Genomic DNA, 26,317 nt, shown 5'->3' on the forward strand with positions numbered 1-26,317 from the left:
GAACGAAGGGGGGCAGGATTATGCGAAACGGTGAAGAGATGGTACCTGTTGAAAACCTATCTTGGCTTATGCAGGCTACCTATGAGCAACCGTGGATTGGCTTTGTCGCATTTATCGCTACGACGTTGCTCACAGTTCTTGTTTTTAATTTAGGGTTTGCGCGAAAACTACCTGTTCTTAAAATGATTGTCGTTTATGTCATGCTGATCATTGGAAGCTTTGGGTTATGGTTTTTGGAATTTGTTTTTGGGGCACCAATAATGGCGGTTTTAGCCATTTCAGCACTTGTGCTAGGTATTTATCGATTTCGTTTGTTTATGCACCGAAAAGAAAAAGCGAGATCAGAAGAAAATGGAGGGAGCGTTGGTTAAGGCCAATCGCTCTCTTCTTTTTGTGTATGTGGAACGGAGAAACTGCCGGTAGCTTTACGTTCATCTGTTCGTTTTGCAATCCGTTGTTGGCAGCTGCTACACATGTACGTATGAATTGGTCGGTTACGGAGTTTTTTGGCAATGACACTATAGTCATCAATATCTTCAATACAGTCGCATATTACGCATTGTACTTTCATTTTGTCGTCTTAAAGACAGACACCTCACTTTACCCATATGGTACATCTAGTGTATCGAATAATAGAGCAAAAAGAAACTCCTACAATAATCAATAATCCTTCGTCTAAGTTGTGCGCTTTTTTCATACGATTAAGTAGAGAGGAAGCTTGCTTCTACTGAAAGGCAAATATATAACGCACTTACTTAGGAGGCGTTTTTTTGACTAATGCCAAGAAAATGTATGTTCTTGATACGAATGTATTGTTACAAGACCCTTATTCAATCTATCAGTTTCAGCCTCATGAGGTTATTATTCCGGCAATTGTGCTAGAAGAAGTGGATTCAAAAAAGAAAAATATGGATGAGGTTGGTCGAAATGCACGAATGATTGCTCGTATAGTTGACCAATTAAGAGAAGGAGGTAAGCTTCATAAAGGAGTAAAGCTACACGAAGGAGGAACAGTTCGAGTTGAACTAAATCATCGTTCCTTCCAACATTTAAAGCATGTCTTTGCAGATATGACTAATGATAACCGTATTATTGCGGTTGCACTTAATTTACAAAATGAAGAAAAGGAAAAAGCGAACGGACGAGATGTCGTTCTTGTAAGCAAAGATGCTCTTGTACGGGTAAAAGCAGATTCGTTTGATTTGTTAACGGAAGATTTCCTAAATGATCGGGTGATCGAAAGTGACGAAGGATATAGCGGCTACAAGGATTGCTATACAAATCAAGCTGTGATTACGGCTTTTTATAAAGACGGTGAAATTGCAGTGGACAAATTAGAGGTAGAGCATCTTTATCCGAATCAATTTGTCATTTTAAAGGATTATTCACAAACTTCTAGTTCCGCAATTGGTAAAGTCGATTTACTTGGTAAAAAAATTAAACCGTTAATTGGTGAGCATGAACACATATGGGGGATAAAGCCACGAAATGCACAGCAGAAAATGGCTTTCGAATTGTTGTTACGAAATGACTTGCCACTTGTCACATTAGTAGGAAAAGCGGGTACAGGCAAAACGTTACTATCACTAGCGGCTGGGCTCTTACAAACGGAAGATTTGCATCTTTATAAAAAGCTGGTTGTTGCAAGACCGATCGTGCCTCTTGGAAAAGACATTGGGTATTTACCCGGAGAAAAAGAAGAGAAGTTAAAACCATGGATGCAACCAATCTATGATAATCTAGAGTTTTTGTTTGATACGAAAAAGCCTGGAGAGCTTGATCGCATTCTTGCTGGCCTTGGCTCTATCCAAGTGGAAGCATTAACGTATATTAGAGGAAGAAGCATACCCGATCAATACATTATTATTGATGAAGCTCAAAATTTAACAAAGCATGAAGTGAAAACCATACTGACTCGTGTAGGAGAACGAAGCAAAGTTGTATTAATGGGAGATCCTCAACAAATCGATCATCCGTATCTTGATGAATATACAAATGGTTTAACATACGCAGTAGAGACGTTTAAAAATGAAGCGCTGAGCGGTCATATAAAGCTAGTAAAAGGTGAGCGCTCAGCACTTGCACAGCTTGCAGCCGATTTACTTTAAATGAATGATAGCTGCTTTACGCGTTTAATCGCTGTTTGACTAACGCCGTCAGCTACATAAAGGTGTACAGGTCCATCTTTATGTAGAGGCTTACCATTATCCGAGAATGCAGCAATTAAATAATCAGCTTTCTCTATTGGAAGTGTTACGTGTTGATTTTCCGTAGTTTCAACGACAATGGATTGTGCATCCTCATAAGGAGCGGCATTACGAATGAATGAACGTAAAGGCATTCCAAAAGAACCGTTTATTAATTCTTGACGGTTATATTTAATGCGGTTCGAATCTCGATTTGGATTAGGTGGCTCTGACCCTTCAAGCATTTCCTTATCAAATTGTTGAGAGATCTTTTGAGTATAATGAATTAAATCATTTTCTTCTTCTAGCTGCAAATTTGATTCAAAGAATGTTGTTAAATCAATCTTTCGTTCATCAAAAATCCAAACGGTAGGATCGATAGTAAGTGGTTTCTTTACTTTACCAGAAATGAAAAACACAAATTCTTGCATGGAATCCCTCCAAAACTATGTACGATAGAGAAAAGTATACGCCTTCATTCGACATTTGTCACGATTGGAAACTTATCTCGTACAATGAAAATGATTGCATTTTCCGTCAAACACCTATACTATGGGAAGTAGGATATGAACTCAGACGAGGAGGGGATAATTTGACGTTACATGCTGTGACAAGCCAAAGTGAAAAAGCATATAGTTTACTTCAAGAGGATGCGGAAAAAATCCGTCAACTAATTGAGGTTCAGCTTGAAAACTTGACAATGCCGCAATGCCCCCTCTACGAAGAGGTTTTAGATACAAGAATGTTTGGTTTATCAAGGGAAATTGATTTTGCCATTCGACTTGGGCTTGTTGAAGAAGAAAAAGGGAAGGGAATTTTGAGTGAGTTAGAACGAAAACTAGCTTTACTTCATGATTCTTCTCTAAAGTAACATAAAACCGGGACGCAGATGCGCCCGGTTTTTCTGAAATCAAATTTGTGCATATTAGTTGCGAAATTTAGAGAAATCAGTCAAAGTAAAGAGAAAAAATGGAGAGAGGGAATAAGGAGATGAATGGATTACATACAATTAAGAAAGTTCTTGTAGCGAACCGTGGAGAGATTGCTATTCGTATTTTTCGAGCATGTTCAGAATTAAACATTCGCACGGTTGCCATTTATTCGAAAGAAGACACAGGAGCTTTTCATCGTTATAAAGCAGATGAAGCGTACTTAGTTGGTAAAGGAAAAAAGCCAATTGATGCATATTTAGATATTGAAGATATTATTGCGACCGCTAAAGCAAATGATGTTGATGCCATTCATCCAGGCTATGGCTTTTTGTCAGAGAATATTGAATTCGCCAGACGTTGTAAAGAAGAAGGTATTTTATTCGTGGGTCCAGAGCTGGAGCACTTAGAGATGTTTGGTGACAAGATTCAAGCAAGAGAACAAGCTCTTAAAGCTGGCTTACCTGTTATTCCTGGTAGTGATGGACCGGTTAATGACTTAGATGAAGTGAAATCTTTTGCAGCAGACCATGGGTATCCGTTTATTATTAAAGCCTCTTTAGGCGGCGGTGGTCGAGGAATGCGAATTGTTCGCGCTGAAGAAGAATTAAAAGAAGCATATGATCGGGCAAAATCAGAAGCTAAATCGGCTTTCGGGAACGACGAAGTGTATGTAGAGAAGTTTGTCGAACGTCCTAAACATATTGAAGTTCAAATCTTAGCGGACAAGCATGGCAATATTGTTCATTTACATGAAAGAGATTGTTCCGTACAGCGTCGACATCAAAAAGTAGTGGAGATCGCACCAAGTGTGTCGTTAACGGATGAAGTACGAACGAATATTTGCCAAGCGGCAGTTGAGCTGATGGAAAACATCCAGTACGTGAACGCGGGAACGGTAGAATTCCTTGTGACGGACGATGGGGCGTTTTATTTCATTGAAGTAAATCCTCGTGTACAAGTTGAGCATACGATTACGGAAATGGTAACAGGAATCGATATTGTCCAATCTCAGCTAAAGATAACAGCAGGGTATAAATTACATGAAAAAGAGATCAATATCCCGGCACAAAAGGATATTCATTTATTCGGGTATGCAATTCAATCACGGGTAACAACAGAAGATCCAGCTAATGGGTTTATGCCAGATACAGGACGAATTAATGCGTATCGTTCTAGTGGTGGTTTTGGTGTACGTTTAGATGCAGGGAATGGCTTCCAAGGTGCAGTTATTAGTCCGCACTATGATTCTTTACTTGTAAAAGTGTCTACGTGGGCATTGACGTTTGAAGATGCTGCGTTAAAAATGGTACGTAATCTTCGTGAATTTCGTATCCGCGGCATTAAAACGAATATAGCCTTTTTAGAGAATGTCGTGACCCATAAGAAGTTTTTAAATGGGGAATACAATACAGGCTTTATCGACCAAACACCAGAATTATTTGTCTTTCCAAAGGTTAAAGACCGTGGAACGAAAATGCTGTCTTTTATTGGAGAAACAGTTGTGAACGGGTATCCAGGCTTACAAAAAGGAGAAAAGCCGGTGTTTGATGCGCCGGTCTTGCCTGCCTATAATCGTCTTGACGAAGTGAAGCCAGGAACCAAGCAGCTATTGGATGAAAAAGGACCTGAAGGATTGATTAAGTGGGTCAATGAACAGAAAGACGTTCTATTAACCGATACAACATTCCGAGATGCACATCAATCTTTACTGGCTACTCGTGTGCGAACGCATGACTTGAAGAAAGTGGCAGAGCCAACTGCTCATCTTTTACCTGATTTATTCTCACTTGAAATGTGGGGCGGTGCTACTTTTGATGTAGCAATGCGCTTCTTACATGAAAACCCTTGGGAGCGACTGCTCGTGTTAAGGGAAAAAGCGCCAAACATCTTATTTCAAATGTTGCTTCGTGCTTCCAATGCAGTTGGATACACGAGCTACCCAGATAATGTAGTATATGATTTTGTTCAAAAATCAGCTGAAGCAGGAATTGACGTATTCCGTATCTTTGATAGCTTGAACTGGGTTGAAGCAATGAAACCAGCAATAGAAGCGGTTCGTGAAAGTGGGAAAGTAGCAGAAGTAGCAGTGTGCTACACAGGAGATATTTTAGACAAAAATAAAACTAAATACGATTTACCTTACTATAAAAAGATGGCGAAAGAACTCGAAGCATCAGGTGCTCATATCTTGGCGATTAAAGATATGGCAGGGTTGTTAAAACCCGAAGCGGCGTACCAGCTTGTTAGTGAGTTAAAAGCGACCATTGATATTCCAATTCATCTCCATATGCATGATACAAGCGGTAACGGTGTATTCTCATATGCCCGTGCAGTAGAAGCAGGTGTGGACATTGTTGACGTTGCTGTTAGTTCAATGGCAGGTTTAACATCTCAACCAAGTGCAAACAGCCTTTATTATGCCCTTGCTGGAACGGATCGTCAGCCGAAAATGAATATTGAGACATATGAGAAGCTGGATCAATTTTGGTATGATACACGTAAGTTTTATAGAGGGTTTGAAAGCGGTATGAATGCACCACATACAGAGGTGTATGAACACGAAATGCCTGGTGGTCAATACAGTAATTTACAGCAGCAAGCAAAAGCGGTAGGACTGTATGAGAAATGGAATGAAGTGAAGAAAATGTACCGCACAGTAAACGACATGTTCGGTGACATTGTGAAAGTAACACCTTCTTCTAAAGTTGTAGGTGACATGGCTCTTTATATGGTACAAAATGAGCTGACAGAAGAAGATCTTTATGAAAAAGGGGCAAGCTTAGATTTTCCTGATTCAGTAGTCGAGTTCTTCCAAGGCCAGCTTGGTAAACCATATCAAGGCTTCCCAGAGGAACTTCAACGAATTATACTAAAAGGTAAAACCCCGATTGAAGGACGTCCTGGTGCAGCACTTGCGCCCGTTGATTTTAAAGAAGTAGGCGAGCAGCTGTTTAAAGAGCTTGATCGTCAAGTGACCAGTCATGACGTTCTATCGTATTTGCTGTATCCAAAAGTATTTAAAGAATATGAAGAGTTTAGTGAACGGTTTGGCGATGTGTCTGTACTTGATACGCCAACCTTCTTCTACGGGTTACACCTCGGAGAAGAAGTGGAGATTGTAATTGAGCAAGGAAAAACGTTAATCGTAAAATTAATCTCTATCTCTGACCCACAGCGAGATGGCACAAGAATTGTTTACTTTGAGTTAAATGGTCAACCTCGTGAAGTCAACATTCTGGATTTAGACATTAAGTCAGATGCGGTATTGCGACCGAAGGCTGAGAAAAACAATGTAAATCATATTGGTGCATCAATGCCTGGCACCGTTGTGAAAGCACTCGTTTCTGAAGGGGATGAAGTGAAAAAAGGCGATCATCTTATGATTACCGAAGCAATGAAAATGGAAACAACCGTTCAAGCTGCTAAAAATGGAGTAGTAACAAAGGTTCATGCTAGAGATGGTGAAGCCATTTCTACAGGCGATCTATTAATTGAAATCGAATAATCCTATTAAGCAAAAAAGCCGCCTAAGGGCGGCTTTTTTAGCTCTGCTTATGTCGGTTGACAAGCATGACCATGTAACAAAGTACAGTAAAGAGAAGGGAAATTAAAAGCGCATGGAAAATGCCAATCGTCAGTGTTGAATTCTGGGTAAAGACAACAGCAATCCCGGAAGCGGCTTGTCCAGCAACGAGAATAATCGTGAGTACCGAACAGAAAACTAGGACGGATTGTTTTTTATAAGCTTTCAATGTCCAAACAAATAAGATAAGAAGTAAAGTGACAAGGATCATTGCCGCAGCTCGGTGTAGCAGTTGCACAGCAATTGCATCGTGGAAGACACTGGGAATCAGCTCTCCATTACAAAGTGGAAAACCAGAACAAGCAAGGGTTGCATCTCGGTGCTTGACGTAGGCCCCAGTATAAATGGCAAGATACGAATAAATCGTTGTACCAATAACAAACCATTTGTATGACTTAGAAACAATTGGTACATAATGTCTTTTAGGGTTGCTGTCTTCAAATGCAAGTCTTGTTAATAAGACGACAGATGCAAAAGAGAGAGCTGAAAACCCAAAGTGCAGTGCCATAATGAGATCAGATTGACCGAATACAACAGCGCCTGCTCCAAGTAAACCTTGAAAAATAATCATGAAAACAGAAATAATTGCTAGAAATTTCGTTTCCGATAAATGCTTTAGTGTCCGCCATGACCAAATAGCCATGATAATAACGAGCATCCCTACAATTCCTGCAATTAGGCGATGAGAGAATTCAATAACCGTTTCTGGTGGTGGATCAAGTGGTATAACTTGACCAAAACAAAGCGGCCAAGTTTGACCACATCCCTCGCCAGAGCCCGTATTTGTTACAACTGCTCCTTGGATGAGAACAAGGAGAACACCTAGTGAGGTGAATACGCCAAATCTTTTTAGTCCTTTATGCAATCGTTTCACCATTCCTTCTATAAACTTGTTAAAAAGTATGATAAAGTTAGTATTGGGTCTTATAATGTACTTTCTCCATGATAAGAAAACGTACAGGGTAAAGTCAATTTTTCAGCTGCGAACAATTTTTGAAGATTGTAAATGTGAAAATCATGTGAACAAAAGGAATTTGATGAAACCGCCCACATTTTCGGTTATAATCGAATATGTGGGAGAATGTAAGAATATGTGTGGTGACTTATCCTCATATTCCGTAAAGCTTAAGAAGGGTTGTATCCGTTTTCGAGTTTCATAGACGGACTAGCCATTTTATCATTCACGCCGCTGTTTGAAAAGACCAAGACAACTACATAGAAAGAGAGGGAATCGAACATGTTAAAAAACCTACTGTGGCGCTTAACACCTGCAGCTCTAGTGCTTGTTTTTTTATCAGGCTGTCTTGGTGAAGAGAACTTGACTGCGCTTGATCCAAAGGGAGAAGCGGCACAATGGATCTATGACAACATGATCTTGTCATTAGTGATTATGACACTTGTATCAGTGATCGTGTTTGCCATATTCTTCATTATCGTCGTGAAGTTCCGCCGCAAAGAAGGCGATGATGAACTACCGAAGCAAGTTCACGGAAATACAGCAATGGAAATTACATGGACTGTTATTCCTGTACTATTGCTCATTATTTTATTTATTCCAACCGTAACAGGAACGTTTGAATTCCATGTTGATGCTGATCCAGCTGAACACGAAGATGCAGTATACATAAACGTGACTGGTCACCAGTACTGGTGGCAGTTTGATTACGAGGAAGGCTTTACAGCAGGTCAAGAAGTGTATATTCCTGTTGGAGAGCGTGTTGTATTTGAGCTTAATGCAGAAGATGTTATCCATTCTTTTTGGGTGCCTGCGCTAGGCGGCAAAATTGACAACATCCCTGGTGTGTCAAATGCTTTATGGCTACAAGCAGAAGAACCAGGTGTCTATTTAGGGAAATGTGCAGAATTATGTGGACCTTCCCACGCGCTTATGGATTTCAAAGTTATTGCCCTTGAGCGTGATGAGTACGACCAATGGGTAGACGATATGCTTGCCGTTGAAGCTGAAGAAACAGCTGCAAACGCTGAAGCGGGCTATGAAGTATTCCAAGAAAATGCATGTATTAATTGTCATGCAATCGGTGGAGAAGGAATGGCAACGGGTCCAACCTTAACAAACTTTGGCGATCGTCAAAAATTTGCAGGCGTGTACGACATCGATAACGATGAAGAACTTGCGAATTGGATTCGAAACCCTGAAGAGTTAAAACAAGGTAACAACATGCCACCACATGACATTAGTGATGATGACATGGAAGATTTAATTGCGTACTTACGTTCATTACAAGTACGTCCAACAGATTCGGATTATTAAAAGGAAGATTGGGTAAAGGAGGGTCTTGATTGGCTAGTTATAAAAAAGAAAAAGGCGTCATTTGGGACTGGCTAACAACGGTTGACCATAAAAAGCTCGGCATCATGTACTTGATTGCCGGGACGCTTTTCTTCTTAAAAGCCGGTTTGATGGCTGTTTTTATGCGAATTCAGCTTATCATGCCTGAGAATAGCTTTTTAACCGGGCAAACGTTTAACGAATTTATTACAATGCACGGAACGATCATGTTGTTCCTCGCAGCCACCCCGCTCTTATTTGCATTTATGAACTTTGTGATTCCGCTTCAAATCGGTGCTCGAGATGTTGCGTTTCCATTCGTCAATGCATTAGGGTTTTGGATATTCTTATCAGGTGGTTTATTACTATCAACAAGCTGGTTTTTTGGTGGAGGCCCAGATGCAGGATGGACTGCTTATGTTCCTTTATCGTTAAATGAAGAACAGCTTGGTCTTGATTTTTATGTACTTGGTTTACAGGTTTCTGGTATTGGTACATTAATTTCAGCTATTAACTTCTTAGTGACAATCATTAATATGCGTGCGCCAGGAATGACGATGATGCGCTTACCTCTTTTTGTGTGGACATCATTTGTGACTTCAACACTTATTCTCTTTGCATTTACGCCACTTGCGGCAGGACTTGCGCTTCTTATGTTAGAGCGGATTTTCGATGCCCAGTTCTTTAACCCGGCAGCAGGAGGAAACGTGGTCATTTGGCAACATATTTTCTGGATTTTTGGTCACCCAGAAGTATATATTCTTGTTTTACCTGCATTTGGAATTATATCAGAGGTTATTCCAGCATTCTCAAGAAAGCGTTTGTTCGGATATACTGCAATGGTCTTTGCCACAATGATTATTGCCTTTCTTGGATTCATGGTATGGGCTCACCATATGTTTACAGTAGGAATTGGCCCAGTAGCCAACTCAATCTTTGCGATTGCGACAATGACGATTGCTGTACCAACAGGTATTAAGATCTTTAACTGGCTTTTTACAATGTGGGGCGGAAAAATTACGTTTAATACGGCAATGTTATTTGCTTCTTCGTTTGTTCCAACGTTCGTTCTTGGAGGAGTAACAGGGGTTATGCTAGCAATGGCACCTGTAGATTACTTGTACCATGATACGTACTTTGTTGTAGCGCATTTCCACTACATTATTGTCGGCGGAATTGTGTTAGCACTGTTTGCTGGATTATTTTACTGGTATCCGAAGATGTTTAACCATAAGTTAAATGAAAAATTAGGAATCGTGTTCTTTATTCTTTTCACGATTGGTTTTCATTTAACATTCTTTGTTCAACATTTCCTTGGCTTAATGGGAATGCCTCGCCGAGTTTATACCTATTTAGGCGGTCAAGGTCTTGATGAATTCAACATGATTAGTACCATTGGAACATTCTTTATGTCTGCTGCAGTCATTGTACTTGTTATTAACATCGTTTACTCAGCGATTAAAGGTGAGCGCGTTATTGGGATCAATGATCCATGGGATGCACGTACGTTGGAATGGGCAACACCAACACCTGTTCCAGAATATAACTTTGCTCAAACGCCACAAATCCGTTCACTTGATCCATTGTTTTACGAGAAAGTACACGGAGATGGCACAATGAAACCGGCTGAACCAGTTGATGACATTCATATGCCGAATGGTTCTATTCTACCTGTTATCATTTCAATTGGTTTATATTTCCTAGGCTTTGGTTTAATTATGCTAGAGATGTCTGAGCCGATTGTGAGTCCATGGATTGTTGTTGCTCTTGGTGGCTTGTTAACATTCGGTGGCATGGCAATGCGTTCATTGAAAGATGATCATGGCTATCATATTCCAAAGAGCGTAGTTAAAGCTGATCTTAAAAAGCTAGGAGGTGGCAAATAATATGGCTGGTGCAGTCGATACAACAAAAGGCTTACCGTCTCATCCGGAGCGAGCTACCCTTGAAGGGAAAAATAAATTTTTAGGCTTTTGGTTCTTTCTTGGTGGAGAAACCATCATGTTTGCCACTTTTTTTGGAACGTATTTAGGATTACGAAACGGTGTTGGAAGCGGTCCAGCTTCTGATGAACTCTTTACATTACCACTTGTTTTTATTATGACAATGATTCTTTTAACAAGTTCGATGACCAGTGTCATGGCAATGTTTGCGATGAAGAAAAACCAATTTAAGAAAATGATGACGTGGATGATTATCACAGTCCTTCTTGGTTTAGTATTCTTAGGTTTAGAGATTTATGAGTTCCAGCACTATGTCCATGATTATGAATTTGGCTTTACTACAAGTGCTTTCTCATCTGCTTTCTACACACTTGTTGGTCTTCACGGGGCTCACGTATTATTTGGTCTTTGCTGGATCACTTTGCTTATTATCCGCAATTGGGGCAAAGGGATTACGTTGACAAATGCGCCTAAATTTTATGTGGCAAGTCTTTACTGGCACTTTATTGACGTCGTGTGGGTATTCATCTTTACGGTCGTTTACTTAATGGGAGCAGGAGGTTATTAATATGGCTGATGACCACTTAAGCAAACCGTTTGAAAAGAGTTCACTTACGGAAGCTGAAAAACGTGAGATGAAGCGAGATATTAAGAAACAATTTGTTGTGTTTATCTTACTTTTATTTTTAACAGTTCTCGCGTTTGTTGCTGTAGGTGCTGACTTAGTACCAAATAATTTTGCGGTGCCGTTCATTTTAATTCTTGCGATCGTTCAATTGCTTTTACAGCTACTGTTTTTTATGCATATGAAAGATAAAGATCATGCTTGGGCAACTGTCTTTATGATCACTGGTATATTTGTTACAATGCCGACCATTGTTGCGTTAATGTTGCTAATTGGTGTTGTAAAATACTAGAGAGTAAAAAGGATGCACGGTTAAAGGAAAGCGGGTATGGAGGTTACGCCATACTCGTTTTTCTTTTTGCGCCTGAAAGCGTATCTTTAAATGTGACAGTTTGACAAGAAGATTTGTCTATGTTTAATGTTCACTAGATTGTAAATACTAGGGTTAGTGTAGGATGGGTTTCTTATGTAGTATACTACTAGTAGAAACAGATGAACGTTTAAGGAGTGACAAGGATGGACAACGGTTTTAATAAACCAATAAAAAAACGAAATTACAAGCCTGCTATTATTATTATTTCTGTCGTGCTTATTGGTGCGATTGGCATTCTAGCAGGATTACCGGGTGTAGAGGGATTTGATGCTTTTGATGTCACCATTCTTCCGCTTATGAATGCCATTTTTAATACATTTACGTTTCTTTTTTTAGTAGGTGCATTGATTGCCATTATAAAAGGAAAGGTACGCATCCATAAACGGTTTATCTATGCAGCATTTGTGACTACTACTTTCTTTCTCTTTACCTATGTAGCGCACCACTTTTTAGCAGAATCAACGGCGTTTGGTGCTGATGGCTTCATTAAGTATTTTTATTATTTCATTTTAATTACACATATTGTGTTAGCAGCTGTCATTGTGCCGCTTGCATTGACAAGTGTTGCAAGAGCATGGAATGGCGAAAATGCGCGCCATAAAAAGATTGCACGATGGACAATGCCAATTTGGCTTTACGTAAGCTTTACAGGTGTATTAGTTTACATCTTGATTTCACCTTACTATTAAAGGTTCCTCTTTTTTTAGGATTTTTGTATACTAATGAAGGACAGGCGAACAGGAAGGGTTTGTTGTGCGGACACTTATTCGAACGCTTCCAATGTTCCTTCTATTTATTGTATTAGCGGCATGTGGATACAATGAACCGGAACAGTTGGAAGAAGTTACCGATGAAGAAGTGATTGAAAAGCTATCCACTTTTGTGCATGATTATAAAGCGGAGATGCTGCTTGCCATTAACGAAAATCAAACAGAGCGTCTAGAAAATGATTTTTTGATACCGAATACATCTTTCTATCATGCACTTCATCGATTAAAGGATGATTTACAAAAAAGCAATGCACAAAAGGAGCTCATTTCGCTAGATGTTCACGATGTATGGTATGACCCAGAAGAAGGCGATTACTTTGTCGAAGCACATGAGCATGTACGTGTGGTGACTGGAGATGCGGTGGAAGATATAGAGCGGGAGGTTCGCTTTCATACAGTTGAAGGTTCAGACGGTACATACCGACTTTACACCATTATTAACGTAAATGAAGAAAGATATTAAAACGAAGGAAGTCGATTCTATTAATAAAAGAGCCGTCACAAGGGACAGCTCTTTTTATAGTTCGTTTTCAATTCGTTGCGCTAATAGTTCTAGCTTTTTCTTCGATTTCTCTACAATTGCATCTGGGTATGTTTCCCCTTCGTATTCAACACCATGTGGATAATAATGCTTTCCTAGAATAGGAGTCATAATTTGAACGATAGTGGATTGAGCAGGAATATCGCCTTTTACGGCATAAACGGGAACTCGCAAGTAAAATGTGCCTTCGTGATGCACCATTTTGTAGTCAAACATAGCGCGCTCGTAATCCCATTGATCGGCGTGGACGAAGCCAACTGATTCTGCTGAGTCATGTACAAGTGTAAATTTAATTTGATGATTTTCTAGTCCTGTTTCGGTGAATTTCAAAAGTATTCCTCCTTAACTGCTGTTTCACACTTCTTAATCATAGTATGAAACGCTTTCTTATGCAACGTTTAAACAGACTTTTTCAGAAGGTCTGTTTAAACAGTGAAAGGTTTAGTTGAATAAGGTGAATGCATAGCTAGCATAGGAACATACGATAGAATAGGAGGGAGCAGTGGATATGAATAAGCGTCTTAGTCTTTTAATGGTTTTAACGGTTATGTTGGTGATCCTCATTTATTACTACAGGCAAATTCCTCCAGAGCCGGTAGCTGGTCAGTTTCTTACAACAAAGCAACCGTCCTTGCATATGGACTACGCGGCGCGGGTAACACCTGCTTTACTAACGGATGATGAAGTCGTGGAGGAAACAGATCTTCCATTTAACCAGCACATTGGTTTACTTATGGGAGCTAGTGAGGAAGATCTTTTAGAGTGGTTAGGCGAGCCAAACCGCATTGATCCATCTGCATTTGGCTATCATACATGGGTATATAATTCGATTGACGATGGGTATTTAACTGTTGGTGTTGAAGATGGAAACGTGACTACCGTTGTAGCTAATGGTGCTCCGATCCAGCGCTTTTTAGGTGAGCAGCAACATAGCTATGAAGCATTGAATCGAATGTTTTTGTTTGAAGATCGGATACCATTGGAAATGGAGCAAGGACTGTATACGTTTCAACTATCTGAGCAAGATATGAAGATGCGTCCTCTAGCACAGATTGGTGACTATTGGGTACAGTTCTATATGGATGTGCATACAAATCAGCTTTCAAGCGTTCGTCTTCTATCAAATGAAGTGCTTTTAAGCCAACAACCTTATTCATTTGGGTATACGAATGAGTTACCGGATAAACAAGTGTTAGACTCTTCCGAACTTGCAGCAGTAGACAAGGCGAATGAGAAACAAATTTTTGAGCTCACGAACACAATTCGCAAAAAGTTTGAATTAGAACCATTTGTTTGGTCTGACGAGGTAGCAAAAGTTGCATTGGATCATAGTAAGGATATGTATAAGGATGATTATTTTGATCACGTGTCACCCACATTTGGTACATTATCTGATCGCTTTCATGCAGGAAGCGTTTTGTTTACGGATGCTGGTGAAAATATCGCCTATAACTACGTAGACGGAATAGCAGCAGTAGAAGGGTGGTTAAACAGTGATAGCCATCGTATTGTACTGCTTCATGAAAAATTTACTCATCTCGGTGTCGGTGTCCACCACGCCTATTACACTCAGAACTTCTTATTTGAAGGTTAATGAAAAAAACGTCTTAGGGTTTCGCTAAGACGTTTTTTTATTGCATCTGTAGAAAGCTCGTTTATTTGTTTAGCGGGATCACGAAAAATGTCCCCGTTGCTTTGGCAATTAGTTTCTTCTCATTGTTATAGGCGTTTCCTTCTACAACAATCAATTGTTTACCGGAATGAACAACTGTTGCAAAACATTCAAGGTACTCGCCAACACCAGGTCGCATATAATGAATATTTAATTGGGACGTTACAGCTGTTAAATGATCCGGTAACGATTGCATAGCGGCACCACCCATTGTAGAGTCAAGTAGTGTGGCCGTCATACCGCCGTGAACAATTGATAAAGGGTTATGGATTAATGGTGTGATGGGAACACGGATGGAGAATGTATCCTTTGAAGGAGTCGATGCTTCTGCTTGTGTGATACCCGATAGATAAGTTAATTGTTGTTTTTGTTGTTTGGCAATAAAACCATCAACAACTTGTTCAAAAACGTTTTTTTCCTCTGGAGATGCTTCGTTCAAAAATGCTTGGATCTTTTCTTCTACTGTCACTGTTTTCACCTTTTCACTTCCTTAGATTACGCACACGTCTTAGTTTATCAAAAGTCACGATTAAATAGCAAAAAAACATGAACATTGGACCAGACTGTTGTATACACTAATCATACAGAAGTCTAATTAAGGGGATGAAACAGATGACGAATCCGACCAATCTGCATCCTTCAGTTCGGGAGTTTAAAGTCTTTGTGAAAAACCATCCTGGTTTAGTAACTGAAGTGAAGGATGGCAAGCGTACGTTGCAAGACATCTATGAAGAATGGTCGATATTAGGAGAAGAGCATGAGCAATGGCAGCCATTCTTGTATACAGAAGACGTTCAGCAAGAGCATGTAGCAGAGAGTCAGCAAGAAGAACAAGAGCGTGTTGAAGCAAATCAATCTACTAGTGATACAAGTGAAGAGGCAAGTTCAGTGGGGACAGGAGAATTTCTTGGGCAACTAATGGGGTTAGTGAAAAAGATGAATGTGCAAGATTTGCAATCCCATTTAACGCAATTTAGCTCTGTACTTGGGAATGTACAGAACTTAATGCAAACGTTCCAAAAACCTCAAGAACCTACTCGTCGATCAGAAAGTGACTCCCCGTTTTCGTTTCGACGAGATTAAGGAGTTGTTATGAGAGCAGACATTCGCGCAAAAATGATGCAAGATCAAAAGATCCGTGAGTTCATGCGGTATCATCCAGAATGGTATCGGCATTTATCTCGAAATCCAGAGCGTTTAGCGGAAATGGAAAAAGAATCGAATTATTTTTATGGGAAAACATTCCCTCAGCGGGTAGAAAGAATGCAGAATAACGTTAGCATGATGGTAATGTTAATGGAAATGATTAAGATGGGCTCGAATACGGTGTCCGAAACTGTACAGTCTGTAACGAATTAATTCGTTACAGACTTTTTAAGTGGTCAAAAATGAAATCCTCTACGCGAATGCCCTGTGCAAGAAAGCCTTGATTGCCGAACAATGTATTGAATTCGAGTATATAATACTGTCCATTTCGTTCAATGACATCAAAGCCAACGTGATCAAGAGAAAGACGGCTTGCTACCTCTTCCACAAGCGTAATGGCTGCTTGCGGAATATCTGTAAAAGTCATGACGCCCCCTTGAGCTACATTGTTCTTAAAACCGCTGCTTTCTCGCCAATAACTGTTTACAACTTTATTACCAATTAAACAAAGACGTAAATCTCGGTGTGATTCGATGTATTCCTGTACATACAGAACGTCATGGTTGGTAGCGTAAGCATGGAAGTCCGCTTCATTTTGAATGAGGAATACGCCTCTTCCCATCGAAGAACGGGTTGTTTTTGCTACGAAAGGAAATGGAAATGTTTCAAGGACATCTTGGATGGTTTTTGGGCTAGAGCCTAGAATGAGTGTATATGGAACATGGTCAGGACAAACCGTCCACATAGCCCTTGTCATTTCAATTTTGTTGTAGCCGAGGTGTATGCTCTCGATGCTTGGAAAAATCCTTTTTTTCAGCCCATAAACAAGGCTATTCACTTGCCAATTTTCTGGAAATAAACATAGGTCGGCTTGCTCAATGCGGCTTTGCTCTTTAAACATATTTTCTGGCTTCACATAATCGATGCCAGGTATCCCTATCGTGCGGAAAGGGTTGAAAGTAATAAGATTCATGTAAGCTTCCTCCAGTACGTGTCGAAAGAATTATAGGGAAGTTGATCGTTCTTGTCAATTAGAAAAAAACCTTTCGATTTACTAAATACCCATGATACAATAAAGTGGAGGAGGTGCAGCTGTGATTGCAACATTAGATACGGTAGAACTTTTAAATGCTTCTGATGAACTGGCTTCTATTATTCTTCAATCAGAACTGTTCTCCCAGTATATTGAAGCGCGTGATCGCCTTAATCAAGATAAAGAAGCACAATATAAGATTGAACGGTTTACAACCTTGAAAATTTCTCATGAGGAAGTACAGCGGTTTGGTAAGTACCACCCTGATTTTAAGACAGTTTCAGCGGATATTCGAATGGCTAAAAGAGAGCTTGATCGGGACGAATCTGTCGTTCAATTTAAAAAAGCAGAGACCGAGCTTGAAGACTTACTAAATGAATTAAGTGGTGTCTTAGCGTCTATGGTTTCGCCATCTATAAAAGTACCAACTGGAAATCCATTCTTTGACTCGATGTCTTGTAGTGGTGGCTGTGGTTCTGGTGGTGGATGTAGTTGCGGCTAACGCAGCTACATTCTTTTTGCATAAAAAAAGAAAATTGTGGTAAAATAAGGTTGGATGAACTTTAAAAGAGGGGTATAAAAAATGATAAGTCCAAGTCGTCAAGGGATTGTTGTTTGGCTTACATCACTAAAATATGCAAGGCAGTTACGGCGCTTTGGTCATGTCCAATATGTATCAAAAAAAATGAAATATGTTTTGTTCTATTGCGACCAAGCAAAAGTAGATGACATTACAAATAAACTACAATCGTTTCATTTTGTAACTGATGTGAAGCCGTCCATGCGTCCGTTTGTGAATACAGAGTTTGAAGATGCTAAACCAGATAAAGCAAAAGAATACGATTATAAGTTAGGCATTTAAACCAGACGCTCGTCTGGTTTATTTTTTACCCCATAGGTGGAAGGACTCGTTGAGAACGAAGCAAGCCGATTAGATAGCGAGCATACTGCTCATCATCATAGAAAAGATTCAAAGGCTTCACCGCAACAGTATGTAGCGTATGACCTTCTTGATTTGCAAACTCTTGAAATTGGTGTACTCTTTTACTATCACGTTTAAAGCCCTCTAGGCAAAGGTAGATCGGCATAAACGTAGAAGGGTGCTTAGCAGGTTTTAAAACGATGCCAAGTGAGATCCTGTCATCTAATGTTTCTAATTGGAAGCAAGCGATCAAACGAGATTGATTGGTTACAGCAAGTTCCATTAATTCAAAAAAATCCGCGTAACCATTGCCTAATTTTATAACGCGTTGGTTCATTTGTTTTTCCTACTTCCTTCTGAAAGAATCGATTGCATCATATCATGACTTTTGATGTGTGTCGATAAAAAAAGGCATTCTTCATAAAGAAGAATGCCTTGCCATGATCTCACATGGCAATGGGAGAGGAGAAACCGGAGGAAGATCTTATGGGGAAATGTAAGTCTTCTCCGCGGTTGTCGCAACACGTACTGTGTTGCTAGACTTAGTATGTACGCTAGCTGCGTGCTTTATACATGTATTCATTAATTGATAGGGTAAGGTGAGAATATGAGAGTGATTTCTGGTCAACAAGGTGGGTTAAGGTTGAAACCAGTTCCAGCGAAACAGACAAGACCGACAACAGATAAAGTGAAAGAGTCGATCTTTAATGTGATTGGTCCGTATTTTGATGGAGGACAAGCACTTGATTTGTTTGCCGGAAGCGGTGCTTTAGGAATTGAAGCCTTGAGTCGTGGTATGGATCGGTGTGTGTTTATTGACGCTCAACATCCAGCTATTCAAACGATACGTCAAAATCTAAGCCATACAAACTTGAGTGAGCGAGCATCTGTGTTTAAAAATGATAGTTTAAGGGGCCTCCAAGCATTAATAAGTAAAGGGGAAACGTTTCAATTATTGCTTATTGATCCGCCTTACGCAAAAGCGGAGTTGTACATAAAAGAAGCGCTGGCAAAAATTGATGCAAGTGGGGTACTCGAAGAAGGTGGGCTCATTGTATGTGAAACAGCTTCATCAAGTGAACTAGCCTCTTTTCCAACGCTTCAAATCATTCGAACAGAGCAATATGGAGAGACGAAAATAACAATTTATGAAAGGGTGAATGACTATGAGGCGAGCTGTTAGCTCAGGTAGTTTTGATCCGGTGACGAATGGCCATGTTGATTTATTTGAGCGAGCTGCTAATCAGTTTGATGAGTTAATCATTGTTGTTTCTGTCAATAATAAAAAGAGTCCGCTTTTTTCACTAGAAGAGCGAGTCGCTCTTTTAAAACAAGCGACGGCGCACATTCCAAATATTGTAGTGGAACCATTTACAGGTTTACTCGTTGAATATGCAAAAACGAATGGTGCTTCGGCTATTATAAGAGGATTACGTTCTAGTACGGATTATGATTATGAAGAAAACATTGCAGCCATGAATAAAACGATTGTTCCAGAAGTAGATACACTTTTTTTCATGACAAAGCCGGAATATAGCTATGTAAGCTCAAGCATTGTGAAAGAAGCTGCAAGTTATGGTAGTGACGTATCGAGTCTCGTACCAGAACCAGTTGCACAAGCACTAAAAAAAGCGTATACCGTTAACGGCTAAACGAATTTCTTCTTAGATGCATGGTTTTTAGTAAAATAAACAAACAAAGAAAACTAAATGTGATGTAAGGTGAGACATGAAGAAAATAGTGCCATCCTTGTTCGATGGAGGCTGGGATACGCACGCCACCACTGCTCACTTCATCTGTTAGCGGCTCATAAAAAAGATAGTACAGAGGAATAACAAGGCAAGCCGCTGTTAATCCTTGAAGAAAACGAGCCAAGAGAAAAGGACGAAAGCGAATATCTGACTCTGCTAAGATGCTTGCTACCTGTGCTTGAATCGAAAAACCACCAAATCCGAGAATAAAGGAAACAACGATGAGTTGTGATAAGAAGCTCGCTTCAGTTGTTTGACTAATCATTTGAGCACCTATAGTAATTTCAAATAAACCAGAAATAAATGGATATGCCAGTTCTGGTGAAAGGCCAATGAAGGCAAAACACATACTAATACTAGCAGCAATAAGCGAAAGTATACCAAGAAGGCTTAGTAGCTGATTTAATACAGAAAATAAAATAATAAAGCCGCCTATTAAAAGTAAGGTTTCAATGGAAGAGCGAACAGCATCACCAATTAGTTTGCCAAACGTACGACCATCCTTTAGTCGCTCTTGGTGCATCGCGGAGAAAGCGTCAATGATTTTTAGTGATGATGGTCCCCGGGTGAGGGGCACTTCTTTCATGTTTTTACCATGAAAACGAAATAGAAAGCCGACGACGATGTTGCCAATATAATGAGCGAGTGCCAAGATCATGCCTAAAGCTGGGTTATGAAAAAAACCGACAGCGATTGCGCCGAAAATAAATAATGGATTTGACGAGTTAGTAAAGCCAGCTAGACGTTCCCCTTCAATTTGTGAGATCTTCCCAAGTTTTCGCATCTGAACAGCTAGTTTCGCGCCAGCTGGATTTCCGCTAGCAAGACCCATAGCCCAAACAAATCCACCAATACCCGGAACTTTAAAAAGAGGACGCATGAGTGGCTCAAGAAGCACGCCTAAGAAAGCGACAACACCAAAGCCAATTAAAAGCTCAGAAACGATAAAAAATGGTAATAAAGAAGGAAAGACAACATTCCACCACATGTCTAACCCTCTTGTCGAGGCCTCCAGCGCTTCTTTAGGAAAAAACACGAGAGATGAAGCGAAAACAATGGTTGCTATTGCAAATAATGCTGATTTTAGTTGAGGTGATTGTCGCGCTTCAAGCATGTGTTCAGGACTCCTTTATAATAACGAGTAGATAAAAGCATGTCCTTTTAAATATACGCATAACACTTAGGTTTAGACCATAAGATTAAAACGTATATCCGTATTCGTTTACAAGTAAAGGAGGAGCTTTTTTGGAAGCAAAACGCCCTAAAATTGGACTTGCTTTAGGCTCTGGTGGAGCACGTGGGTTTGCCCATATCGGCGTCCTTCGTGCGTTGGAAGATGCAGGGATTAAAGTGGACTACTTAGCAGGAAGCAGTATGGGGGCTCTTGTTGCTACTATGTACGGAGTTGGTCATTCAATTGAACATATGGAACGCTTTGCAAGGTTATTTAAAAATAAGTTTTATTTAGATTTTACCGTATCACGCCAAGGCTTAATCGCTGGCGATCGAATTGAAAGTCTCGTGCGACTCTTAGCAAAAAAGATGCACTTTCATCAACTACATAAAGAAGTCCGAGTCGTTGCCACAGATTTGTTAACAGGCAATAGAGTGGTCATCGATACTGGAGATGTGGCAAGAGCGATTCGTGCAAGTATGTCTATTCCAGGCATTTTCGTTCCGGTAAAATGGGGAGATCAGCTTCTTGTAGATGGAGGCGTTGTAGAAAGAGTGCCTGTATCCGTTGTCCGTGAAATGGGAGCCGACATTGTTCTTGGTGTGGATGTATCTTTTTTTCGTTCACATTTACAATCTCCTTCTATTCATGAAATTGTCATGCAAACGATGGACATAATGGGTAGAGAATTAGCACGTAAACAAAAAGAACAGGGAGATGTTATGGTTCGACCAATTATCAAACACTCGTCCCCTCTCGATTTTTCGGAAACCGAACGATTAATCGAACAAGGTGAACGAGCATGTCGAGAACTTCTACCCGACATCTTAGAAAGAATGAAACAATGGAGGTAAAGAATGGAACAAAAACGAAAGTCGTTTCCATGGATTAAATGGGTCGTTTTAATTATTGTATTCTTCTTGATTGTTCGTTTTGAGCTTCCTTACTATTATAGTCAACCTGGAATGGCAGAATCTGTTGAAGAGATGGTGACAGTTGAAGGCGGAATAAAAGACGATGAAGGAACGTTTATGTTAACGACGGTTCGGAGTGCAAAAGCGACTCCGGCATTACTATTCTGGTCGTTGTTTAGTGAATTTCGGTCGTTAAATCCAGCTCCTTCAGGAATGACGGACGAAGAATACAATCAGAGACAGCAACTGTTAATGGCACATTCACAGGACGATGCAAAAATTGCTGCGTTTCGTGCATCGAACAAGGGAGATGTGCAGATTGACTATTCTGGTGTCTATGTCGTTGGCACAACAGAGGGGATGTCAGCAGCTGATCAACTAGAACCAGGTGACGTTATTACCCATGTCGATGGGGAAGAAGTAGGCACAAGTGAAGCGCTTATAGACTTACTAGCTGCTTACTCTGATGGCGACATTGTTACGATGACATTTGAACGGGATGATGAAACACTGATGAAAAATTTAGCTTTTTCGACTTTTCCTGATGAGCTAAACTTAGGTGATGAACGTGTTGGCGTTGGCGTCTCTGTGGAGACCGTTCGGACAGCGACGTTTTCACCAGAAGTAGACATTGCTGCAGGTGCTATTGGTGGACCGTCAGCGGGTTTAATTTTTGCGTTAGAAATCTATAGTCAGCTAGAAGAAATTGATTTAACGAGTGGATTACAAATTGCTGGAACGGGTACGATTAATGAGGACGGAGAAGTCGGTGCAATCGGAGGAGCAAATCAGAAAGTAGTTGCTTCTGATCGTGCGGGTGCTGATTATTTCTTGGTTCCGAAAAATGGAAACAACTACGAAGAGGCACGAGCAGCGGCTGAGTCAATCAATACAGATATGGAAATCGTTCCGATCGAAACTTTTGAAGAGGCAATAGCCTTTCTTGAAACGTTGCAGAATGATTAAGGAAAACAGCTAGCATGAAAATGCTAGCTGTTTTTTAATAAAAGAGGCGTGACTTGAAATTCTTGCTTCATCGCCTCAGAATGAAGAGCACCCGGTTTTGTTAACCAATAACAGGCTGTTGCTCGTTGGTCTAATGAGGCTAATGCGCCAAACTGCTTTAGTTCGGATTCTCGTGTCACAATTGGAAAGGCGAATGACTTTTTATTTTGATTCAAATAGCTTTTTCCTGTTTCGCTCATACCGAGCAAACGAATATAATGATTCTCCTGACCACTCCGAACTGTAGCCATTTCTTCTTTCGTTGTGTTTGTTAATAAATGAACAAATAAGCGTTGTAACCTCGTTTTCGTATACCGTTTTGTTTTTAATCGTGATAGCCAATCGGAAAAGGAATTCGCTTGCCTTCCTGTTTCAATTAATCGGTATTCTAATCCTTCTCCACACTCAGCAATTTGTTTCAGCTCAGCAGGTGTTCGCGTGAGGATTTGATACTTTAAGTAAGGAAAGTAGTCTTCCCAAAAGTGGACATGGCCATGACTTTGTTTATAGTGGTCAAGTAACCTTGCTGTTGAAGCAGGGAGGACGTACTCCACATTTTTTTTATGTAACAATGCTTTACGAATGCTTGTTGCGCTGGCAATCGTTCCTTCCCCCATATTCTCATCATGGTAGCTTGCTGCGATGCGTAAGGTTGTTAATGGCTCCATGGAAGATGCTTGAGCATCTATTTGTTGAACATAATGAAAGCCTAAAATATTGTTTGGCTCATTTAACGATAGCTGCGTACTTGAACCGTGAAGGAGGGCAAATGCTTCTGCGCTCGCTCTCGGATAAGCATAGCCTTTTTTTAGAAATTCTTTTGTCTGTTGCTGATAAGCGTGATCGTTTTTCTTCATAAAAGCAAGAAGTTGAAGAAATCGGTCAATGTCGCCTTCTTCACTTCCAAAATGAAGGTTCGCACATTGTAATGCTGTTAGCAGGCGAACGGCCCCTTCTGCAAAGTACGGAGCAGTCTGAACGGAATAGCCATAAGGGAGTTCAACAACAAGGTCAACGCCAGCTTGAAGCGCCATTTCTGCTCTGACATGTTTTGAAACGAGGGCAGGCTCTCCTCTCTGTAAAAACGAGCCGCTCATAACCGCAATGACTACATCCGCTCCAGCGTCCTCTTTTGCTTTGCCAACATGATAAAGGTGACCGTTATGAAACGGGTTGTATTCAACGACAAGACCAACGGCTTTCATGACATTCCTCCTTTTTTTGCATAGAAAACATTCACATGATACACTACATAGTAGGCGTCTTTGGCTACATTATACAAGAATAATGGCTCGGAATAAACGGCTTTTACTGTAAAGAAATAAGGTTGACATTCGAGTCGTTGAGACTTATAATAATTTTTGTTGCCTATGAGGTGAGGATACATGAAATGGACCGTTCAAGCTCTTCAACAAGCGCGATATGAATCGCTTCATTTTGATGAAAATGTACTGTTGGAAGATCAATTAAAAGAACACCAGGATGTTCGTGCCGCAAGTCTTGTTTCCTTAAAAGGGACAGCAACTGCAAATAGAAATGTGTTTACATTTCAGTTTGTCGTAAAGGGACATTTGGTTTTACCTTGTTCCCGAACGTTAGCGGACGTCGAATGGCCATATGAAATAAAGGGTCAAGCTCACTATGTACCAGAAGGTGAAATGCCGCCTTCTCATTTAAATGAAGAAGATGTCTTTACGTATTCTGGCGATGTGATTGATTTATCTCATATGATACAAGAGCGTATTCTTGTAGAGATTCCTATGCAAGTGTTCGCTGATAAACCAACCGAAACAGCTGCTCCTTCTTCTGGGAAGGATTGGGAATTGGTTTCAGACGAGAAGAACAGTGACCAGATAGACCCAAGACTTGCTGACTTGGCGAAATTCTTCGATGAAAAATAATCGCTTTTCTTCGATTTAATTTTAAGGAGGTGTAACAAACATGGCAGTTCCATTTAGAAGAACATCTAAAACAAGAAAAAACAAGCGTCGTACACATCTTAAATTAGAAGTACCAGGTATGGTAGAATGCCCAGATTGCGGAGAGTATAAACTATCTCACCGTGTCTGCAAAGCGTGTGGTTCTTACAAAGGTGAAAAAGTAGCTTCAAAATAAAAAGAAAGCCATTCCGATGGCTTTCTTTTTTTGTATAAGTAGGAGTAGACTTGGAGATGATGATTTAATAGAAACGTCTATTTTGGTCGTTGGAAGCATACACTTTAATACGGTTTAAGAGAATTAGGAAAGGGAGGGGCTGAACATGACAGCAAATCGTCAAGATGCCTGGTCGCATGAAGATGATTTACTTTTAGCTGACACCGTTTTGCGTCATATTAGAGAAGGCAGTACGCAGCTAGCAGCGTTTGAAGAAGTAGCAGAAGCGCTTTCACGTACAAGTGCAGCTTGTGGGTTTAGATGGAACTCAACCATTCGAAAGAAATACACAGCTGAAGTCAATATGGCAAAGAAAAAACGAACGGTGCTAAAGAAGGAAAAGGCCAAATCGGAGTCGAGCTTCGTGCTACAGCAAGAAGAGGAAAAACCAGCAGAAACACTCCAACACGTACACCAAACGACATCTGATCAAACGTTAGATTTAGAAGCGGTTATCGATTACTTGCAATCCATGAAAGAAAAACAAGTAGCCGCTTATGAAGCAAGTGTATTAAAAGCAGAAAATGAAAAGTTAAAAGAGCAACTAGAGAAAGTAGAGAAGGAGAAGAGTGTTATCACACAAGACTATCGCTCTCTGCTTGAAATTATGGATCGAGCTCGAAAACTGACCAATCATACGTTACTTGAAAAATCATTATAAAAACAGCCACGTGCATACACGCGGCTGTTTTTTTCCTATTCTTGTGATTGTTTTTCTTTCGGTTTCTTTTGCTCATACACGCCTGAAGGAAACCAAACGTAGGGGCTTTCACCTCTATCACGCTCTTCACGGTACGTAATAGGTTCAAATCCTAGCTTCGACCAAAAGTCACCTGTACTTTGACGCGCATTTGTTTTAACTGGAATTTCAAATTCTTTGGCAAAATCAACAAGTGCTCTTCCATAGCCTTTACCACGATAAGGCTCTAATACTTCTAACTTCCATAATTCTAAATAATCTTGGGGAGGATCAAAATACTGATCAAAGTCTCCATCAATTTGATAGAGGCTCATACGGGCAACAAGTTTTTTGCCATAGTAAATGCCATAAAAAGGAGACTCGCTATCATTCTCCACGATGCTTTGATTAAGATCGTCTTTCATTGACAGTTCAGCTGCACCATAGTCACGAAAATTTGTAAATTCTTCTAACGTCTTATAATTAATTAGCAATCGTTCTACTTTAATCATTGTGTATAATCCTCCTGCTCCACTGATGATTTCATCTACTATTTTACTATAAAATGAATGAAAGCGCATTAAAAAACCTTCATTAGCTGATTTTACAATCCTATAAGAACAC

Annotated in this window: 32 protein-coding genes; 22 read left to right on the plus strand and 10 right to left on the minus strand. The window is 40.1% G+C overall.

What is annotated here, in order from left to right:
* The first annotated feature begins 20 nt into the window (after positions 1–20).
* Positions 21–371: a YlaH-like family protein gene (locus tag BK583_RS08310; RefSeq protein WP_038481058.1), complete on the plus strand. Its 351-nt coding sequence runs from the start codon at positions 21–23 to the stop codon at positions 369–371.
* Here the strand turns inward: BK583_RS08310 and BK583_RS08315 are convergent.
* Positions 368–571: a YlaI family protein gene (locus BK583_RS08315; protein ID WP_060703933.1), complete on the minus strand. Its 204-nt coding sequence runs from the start codon at positions 569–571 to the stop codon at positions 368–370. The genes BK583_RS08310 and BK583_RS08315 overlap by 4 nt on opposite strands.
* Positions 572–788: 217 nt before the next feature.
* Here BK583_RS08315 and BK583_RS08320 point away from each other — a divergent pair, with 217 nt between their 5' ends.
* A complete protein-coding gene (locus BK583_RS08320; protein WP_055735868.1) occupies positions 789–2,108 on the plus strand; it encodes a PhoH family protein in 1,320 nt (439 codons plus the stop codon).
* Here BK583_RS08320 and BK583_RS08325 read toward each other — a convergent pair.
* Positions 2,105–2,617 (minus strand): hypothetical protein, encoded by a 513-nt coding sequence (locus tag BK583_RS08325; protein ID WP_055735808.1) that lies wholly within the window; start codon positions 2,615–2,617, stop codon positions 2,105–2,107. The genes BK583_RS08320 and BK583_RS08325 overlap by 4 nt on opposite strands.
* 161 nt (positions 2,618–2,778) lie before the next feature.
* Here BK583_RS08325 and BK583_RS08330 point away from each other — a divergent pair, with 161 nt between their 5' ends.
* Complete coding sequence (locus BK583_RS08330) at positions 2,779–3,057, plus strand: Fpa/YlaN family protein (protein ID WP_035398491.1); 279 nt, start codon at positions 2,779–2,781, stop codon at positions 3,055–3,057.
* A gap of 119 nt (positions 3,058–3,176) precedes the next feature.
* Positions 3,177–6,623 (plus strand): pyruvate carboxylase, encoded by a 3,447-nt coding sequence (pyc, locus tag BK583_RS08335; protein WP_055735869.1) that lies wholly within the window; start codon positions 3,177–3,179, stop codon positions 6,621–6,623.
* A 37-nt stretch (positions 6,624–6,660) separates the two neighbouring features.
* Here pyc and BK583_RS08340 read toward each other — a convergent pair whose 3' ends face one another.
* Positions 6,661–7,578: a COX15/CtaA family protein gene (locus BK583_RS08340; protein WP_307188671.1), complete on the minus strand. Its 918-nt coding sequence runs from the start codon at positions 7,576–7,578 to the stop codon at positions 6,661–6,663.
* A gap of 360 nt (positions 7,579–7,938) precedes the next feature.
* Here BK583_RS08340 and coxB point away from each other — a divergent pair, with 360 nt between their 5' ends.
* The 6 genes from coxB to BK583_RS08370 all read left to right on the plus strand — a co-directional run bounded on the left by coxB (position 7,939) and on the right by BK583_RS08370 (position 13,165).
* Positions 7,939–8,973, plus strand: a complete 1,035-nt coding sequence (coxB, locus tag BK583_RS08345; protein WP_038481050.1) for a cytochrome c oxidase subunit II — start codon at positions 7,939–7,941, stop codon at positions 8,971–8,973.
* A gap of 29 nt (positions 8,974–9,002) precedes the next feature.
* On the plus strand, positions 9,003–10,877 hold the full coding sequence (gene ctaD / locus BK583_RS08350) for a cytochrome c oxidase subunit I (RefSeq protein WP_038481047.1): 1,875 nt from the start codon (positions 9,003–9,005) through the stop codon (positions 10,875–10,877).
* Between the two features lies 1 nt (position 10,878).
* Entirely contained in the window at positions 10,879–11,502 is a 624-nt protein-coding gene (locus tag BK583_RS08355) for a cytochrome c oxidase subunit 3 (protein WP_038481045.1), read from the plus strand.
* Between the two features lies 1 nt (position 11,503).
* Positions 11,504–11,851, plus strand: coding sequence for a cytochrome C oxidase subunit IV family protein (locus BK583_RS08360; protein WP_038481042.1), 348 nt, complete (start codon positions 11,504–11,506; stop codon positions 11,849–11,851).
* Positions 11,852–12,075: 224 nt separating this feature from the next.
* Complete coding sequence (locus BK583_RS08365; protein ID WP_038481039.1) at positions 12,076–12,621, plus strand: DUF420 domain-containing protein; 546 nt, start codon at positions 12,076–12,078, stop codon at positions 12,619–12,621.
* Positions 12,622–12,685: 64 nt separating this feature from the next.
* Positions 12,686–13,165: a TcaA NTF2-like domain-containing protein gene (locus tag BK583_RS08370; protein ID WP_055735809.1), complete on the plus strand. Its 480-nt coding sequence runs from the start codon at positions 12,686–12,688 to the stop codon at positions 13,163–13,165.
* Between the two features lie 54 nt (positions 13,166–13,219).
* On the opposite strand, the gene BK583_RS08375 is transcribed toward BK583_RS08370, so the two are convergent.
* Positions 13,220–13,573 (minus strand): YugN family protein, encoded by a 354-nt coding sequence (locus BK583_RS08375; protein ID WP_038481033.1) that lies wholly within the window; start codon positions 13,571–13,573, stop codon positions 13,220–13,222.
* A 178-nt stretch (positions 13,574–13,751) separates the two neighbouring features.
* On the opposite strand from BK583_RS08375, the gene BK583_RS08380 reads away from it, so the two are divergent.
* Positions 13,752–14,837 (plus strand): CAP domain-containing protein, encoded by a 1,086-nt coding sequence (locus BK583_RS08380; RefSeq protein ID WP_139366175.1) that lies wholly within the window; start codon positions 13,752–13,754, stop codon positions 14,835–14,837.
* Positions 14,838–14,898: 61 nt separating this feature from the next.
* On the opposite strand, the gene BK583_RS08385 is transcribed toward BK583_RS08380, so the two are convergent.
* Positions 14,899–15,393 carry a PaaI family thioesterase gene (locus BK583_RS08385; RefSeq protein ID WP_236702366.1) on the minus strand — a complete coding sequence of 165 codons (495 nt, stop codon included), beginning with the start codon at positions 15,391–15,393 and terminating at the stop codon, positions 14,899–14,901.
* A 134-nt stretch (positions 15,394–15,527) separates the two neighbouring features.
* Here BK583_RS08385 and BK583_RS08390 point away from each other — a divergent pair, with 134 nt between their 5' ends.
* Both BK583_RS08390 and BK583_RS08395 read left to right on the plus strand, forming a co-directional pair.
* Entirely contained in the window at positions 15,528–15,998 is a 471-nt protein-coding gene (locus BK583_RS08390; protein WP_038481030.1) for a YlbD family protein, read from the plus strand.
* A gap of 9 nt (positions 15,999–16,007) precedes the next feature.
* Positions 16,008–16,274 (plus strand): YlbE-like family protein, encoded by a 267-nt coding sequence (locus BK583_RS08395; RefSeq protein ID WP_038481027.1) that lies wholly within the window; start codon positions 16,008–16,010, stop codon positions 16,272–16,274.
* 4 nt (positions 16,275–16,278) lie between these two features.
* Here BK583_RS08395 and BK583_RS08400 read toward each other — a convergent pair whose 3' ends face one another.
* On the minus strand, positions 16,279–17,034 hold the full coding sequence (locus tag BK583_RS08400) for an ATP-grasp domain-containing protein (protein WP_038481024.1): 756 nt from the start codon (positions 17,032–17,034) through the stop codon (positions 16,279–16,281).
* Between the two features lie 121 nt (positions 17,035–17,155).
* Here BK583_RS08400 and BK583_RS08405 point away from each other — a divergent pair, with 121 nt between their 5' ends.
* Together BK583_RS08405 and BK583_RS08410 are read left to right on the plus strand one after the other, a co-directional pair.
* Entirely contained in the window at positions 17,156–17,596 is a 441-nt protein-coding gene (locus BK583_RS08405) for a YlbF/YmcA family competence regulator (RefSeq protein WP_055735811.1), read from the plus strand.
* Positions 17,597–17,677: 81 nt separating this feature from the next.
* Positions 17,678–17,956, plus strand: coding sequence for a YlbG family protein (locus BK583_RS08410; protein ID WP_055735812.1), 279 nt, complete (start codon positions 17,678–17,680; stop codon positions 17,954–17,956).
* 25 nt (positions 17,957–17,981) lie between these two features.
* Here the strand turns inward: BK583_RS08410 and BK583_RS08415 are convergent, their stop codons facing one another.
* Positions 17,982–18,353, minus strand: coding sequence for a DUF7147 family protein (locus BK583_RS08415; RefSeq protein ID WP_038481015.1), 372 nt, complete (start codon positions 18,351–18,353; stop codon positions 17,982–17,984).
* A gap of 270 nt (positions 18,354–18,623) precedes the next feature.
* Between BK583_RS08415 and rsmD the strand changes: the two genes are divergently transcribed.
* Entirely contained in the window at positions 18,624–19,199 is a 576-nt protein-coding gene (rsmD, locus tag BK583_RS08420) for a 16S rRNA (guanine(966)-N(2))-methyltransferase RsmD (protein WP_078440092.1), read from the plus strand.
* Positions 19,183–19,668, plus strand: a complete 486-nt coding sequence (coaD, locus tag BK583_RS08425) for a pantetheine-phosphate adenylyltransferase (RefSeq protein WP_038481009.1) — start codon at positions 19,183–19,185, stop codon at positions 19,666–19,668. Before rsmD ends, coaD begins: the two co-directional genes overlap by 17 nt.
* On the opposite strand, the gene ylbJ is transcribed toward coaD, so the two are convergent.
* Complete coding sequence (gene ylbJ / locus BK583_RS08430) at positions 19,658–20,881, minus strand: sporulation integral membrane protein YlbJ (protein WP_055735814.1); 1,224 nt, start codon at positions 20,879–20,881, stop codon at positions 19,658–19,660. The genes coaD and ylbJ overlap by 11 nt on opposite strands.
* 131 nt (positions 20,882–21,012) lie before the next feature.
* Between ylbJ and BK583_RS08435 the strand changes: the two genes are divergently transcribed.
* Together BK583_RS08435 and BK583_RS08440 are read left to right on the plus strand one after the other, a co-directional pair.
* Positions 21,013–21,795, plus strand: a complete 783-nt coding sequence (locus BK583_RS08435) for a patatin-like phospholipase family protein (RefSeq protein WP_038481003.1) — start codon at positions 21,013–21,015, stop codon at positions 21,793–21,795.
* Between the two features lie 3 nt (positions 21,796–21,798).
* A complete protein-coding gene (locus BK583_RS08440) occupies positions 21,799–22,821 on the plus strand; it encodes a SepM family pheromone-processing serine protease (protein WP_055735815.1) in 1,023 nt (340 codons plus the stop codon).
* A 23-nt stretch (positions 22,822–22,844) separates the two neighbouring features.
* Here the strand turns inward: BK583_RS08440 and BK583_RS08445 are convergent, their stop codons facing one another.
* Positions 22,845–24,065: a nucleotidyltransferase gene (locus BK583_RS08445; RefSeq protein ID WP_055735816.1), complete on the minus strand. Its 1,221-nt coding sequence runs from the start codon at positions 24,063–24,065 to the stop codon at positions 22,845–22,847.
* A 180-nt stretch (positions 24,066–24,245) separates the two neighbouring features.
* On the opposite strand from BK583_RS08445, the gene BK583_RS08450 reads away from it, so the two are divergent.
* The 3 genes from BK583_RS08450 to BK583_RS08460 all read left to right on the plus strand — a co-directional run bounded on the left by BK583_RS08450 (position 24,246) and on the right by BK583_RS08460 (position 25,675).
* Positions 24,246–24,761: a YceD family protein gene (locus BK583_RS08450; protein WP_055735817.1), complete on the plus strand. Its 516-nt coding sequence runs from the start codon at positions 24,246–24,248 to the stop codon at positions 24,759–24,761.
* 40 nt (positions 24,762–24,801) lie between these two features.
* On the plus strand, positions 24,802–24,975 hold the full coding sequence (gene rpmF, locus BK583_RS08455) for a 50S ribosomal protein L32 (protein ID WP_035395180.1): 174 nt from the start codon (positions 24,802–24,804) through the stop codon (positions 24,973–24,975).
* Positions 24,976–25,120: 145 nt separating this feature from the next.
* The gene (locus BK583_RS08460; RefSeq protein WP_055735818.1) at positions 25,121–25,675 is read left to right on the plus strand and encodes an RsfA family transcriptional regulator; all 555 of its coding nucleotides are present in this window, start codon (positions 25,121–25,123) and stop codon (positions 25,673–25,675) included.
* A gap of 35 nt (positions 25,676–25,710) precedes the next feature.
* Here BK583_RS08460 and BK583_RS08465 read toward each other — a convergent pair whose 3' ends face one another.
* Positions 25,711–26,205, minus strand: a complete 495-nt coding sequence (locus BK583_RS08465; protein WP_038480985.1) for an N-acetyltransferase — start codon at positions 26,203–26,205, stop codon at positions 25,711–25,713.
* Positions 26,206–26,317: the final 112 nt, after the last annotated feature.

Source organism: Shouchella oshimensis, assembly GCF_002019765.1.
GTDB classification, from domain to species: Bacteria; Bacillota; Bacilli; order Bacillales; family Bacillaceae_D; genus Shouchella; species Shouchella oshimensis.

Excerpts from the sequence above, each read along its gene's own strand:
- BK583_RS08355 (WP_038481045.1), top strand. The coding sequence starts at position 10,879 with ATGGCTGGTGCAGTCGATACAACAAAAGGCTTACCGTCTCATCCGGAG.
- BK583_RS08365 (WP_038481039.1), top strand. The coding sequence starts at position 12,076 with ATGGACAACGGTTTTAATAAACCAATAAAAAAACGAAATTACAAGCCT.
- coxB (WP_038481050.1), top strand. The coding sequence starts at position 7,939 with ATGTTAAAAAACCTACTGTGGCGCTTAACACCTGCAGCTCTAGTGCTT.
- BK583_RS08310 (WP_038481058.1), top strand. The coding sequence starts at position 21 with ATGCGAAACGGTGAAGAGATGGTACCTGTTGAAAACCTATCTTGGCTT.
- BK583_RS08460 (WP_055735818.1), top strand. The coding sequence starts at position 25,121 with ATGACAGCAAATCGTCAAGATGCCTGGTCGCATGAAGATGATTTACTT.
- BK583_RS08410 (WP_055735812.1), top strand. The coding sequence starts at position 17,678 with ATGATAAGTCCAAGTCGTCAAGGGATTGTTGTTTGGCTTACATCACTA.
- BK583_RS08360 (WP_038481042.1), top strand. The coding sequence starts at position 11,504 with ATGGCTGATGACCACTTAAGCAAACCGTTTGAAAAGAGTTCACTTACG.
- coaD (WP_038481009.1), top strand. The coding sequence starts at position 19,183 with ATGAGGCGAGCTGTTAGCTCAGGTAGTTTTGATCCGGTGACGAATGGC.
- BK583_RS08400 (WP_038481024.1), bottom strand. The coding sequence starts at position 17,034 with ATGAATCTTATTACTTTCAACCCTTTCCGCACGATAGGGATACCTGGC.
- BK583_RS08380 (WP_139366175.1), top strand. The coding sequence starts at position 13,752 with ATGAATAAGCGTCTTAGTCTTTTAATGGTTTTAACGGTTATGTTGGTG.
- pyc (WP_055735869.1), top strand. The coding sequence starts at position 3,177 with ATGAATGGATTACATACAATTAAGAAAGTTCTTGTAGCGAACCGTGGA.
- BK583_RS08390 (WP_038481030.1), top strand. The coding sequence starts at position 15,528 with ATGACGAATCCGACCAATCTGCATCCTTCAGTTCGGGAGTTTAAAGTC.
- BK583_RS08315 (WP_060703933.1), bottom strand. The coding sequence starts at position 571 with ATGAAAGTACAATGCGTAATATGCGACTGTATTGAAGATATTGATGAC.
- BK583_RS08415 (WP_038481015.1), bottom strand. The coding sequence starts at position 18,353 with ATGAACCAACGCGTTATAAAATTAGGCAATGGTTACGCGGATTTTTTT.
- BK583_RS08440 (WP_055735815.1), top strand. The coding sequence starts at position 21,799 with ATGGAACAAAAACGAAAGTCGTTTCCATGGATTAAATGGGTCGTTTTA.
- BK583_RS08445 (WP_055735816.1), bottom strand. The coding sequence starts at position 24,065 with ATGAAAGCCGTTGGTCTTGTCGTTGAATACAACCCGTTTCATAACGGT.
- BK583_RS08465 (WP_038480985.1), bottom strand. The coding sequence starts at position 26,205 with ATGATTAAAGTAGAACGATTGCTAATTAATTATAAGACGTTAGAAGAA.
- rsmD (WP_078440092.1), top strand. The coding sequence starts at position 18,624 with ATGAGAGTGATTTCTGGTCAACAAGGTGGGTTAAGGTTGAAACCAGTT.
- rpmF (WP_035395180.1), top strand. The coding sequence starts at position 24,802 with ATGGCAGTTCCATTTAGAAGAACATCTAAAACAAGAAAAAACAAGCGT.
- ylbJ (WP_055735814.1), bottom strand. The coding sequence starts at position 20,881 with ATGCTTGAAGCGCGACAATCACCTCAACTAAAATCAGCATTATTTGCA.
- BK583_RS08450 (WP_055735817.1), top strand. The coding sequence starts at position 24,246 with ATGAAATGGACCGTTCAAGCTCTTCAACAAGCGCGATATGAATCGCTT.
- BK583_RS08340 (WP_307188671.1), bottom strand. The coding sequence starts at position 7,578 with ATGGTGAAACGATTGCATAAAGGACTAAAAAGATTTGGCGTATTCACC.
- BK583_RS08325 (WP_055735808.1), bottom strand. The coding sequence starts at position 2,617 with ATGCAAGAATTTGTGTTTTTCATTTCTGGTAAAGTAAAGAAACCACTT.
- BK583_RS08395 (WP_038481027.1), top strand. The coding sequence starts at position 16,008 with ATGAGAGCAGACATTCGCGCAAAAATGATGCAAGATCAAAAGATCCGT.
- BK583_RS08320 (WP_055735868.1), top strand. The coding sequence starts at position 789 with ATGTATGTTCTTGATACGAATGTATTGTTACAAGACCCTTATTCAATC.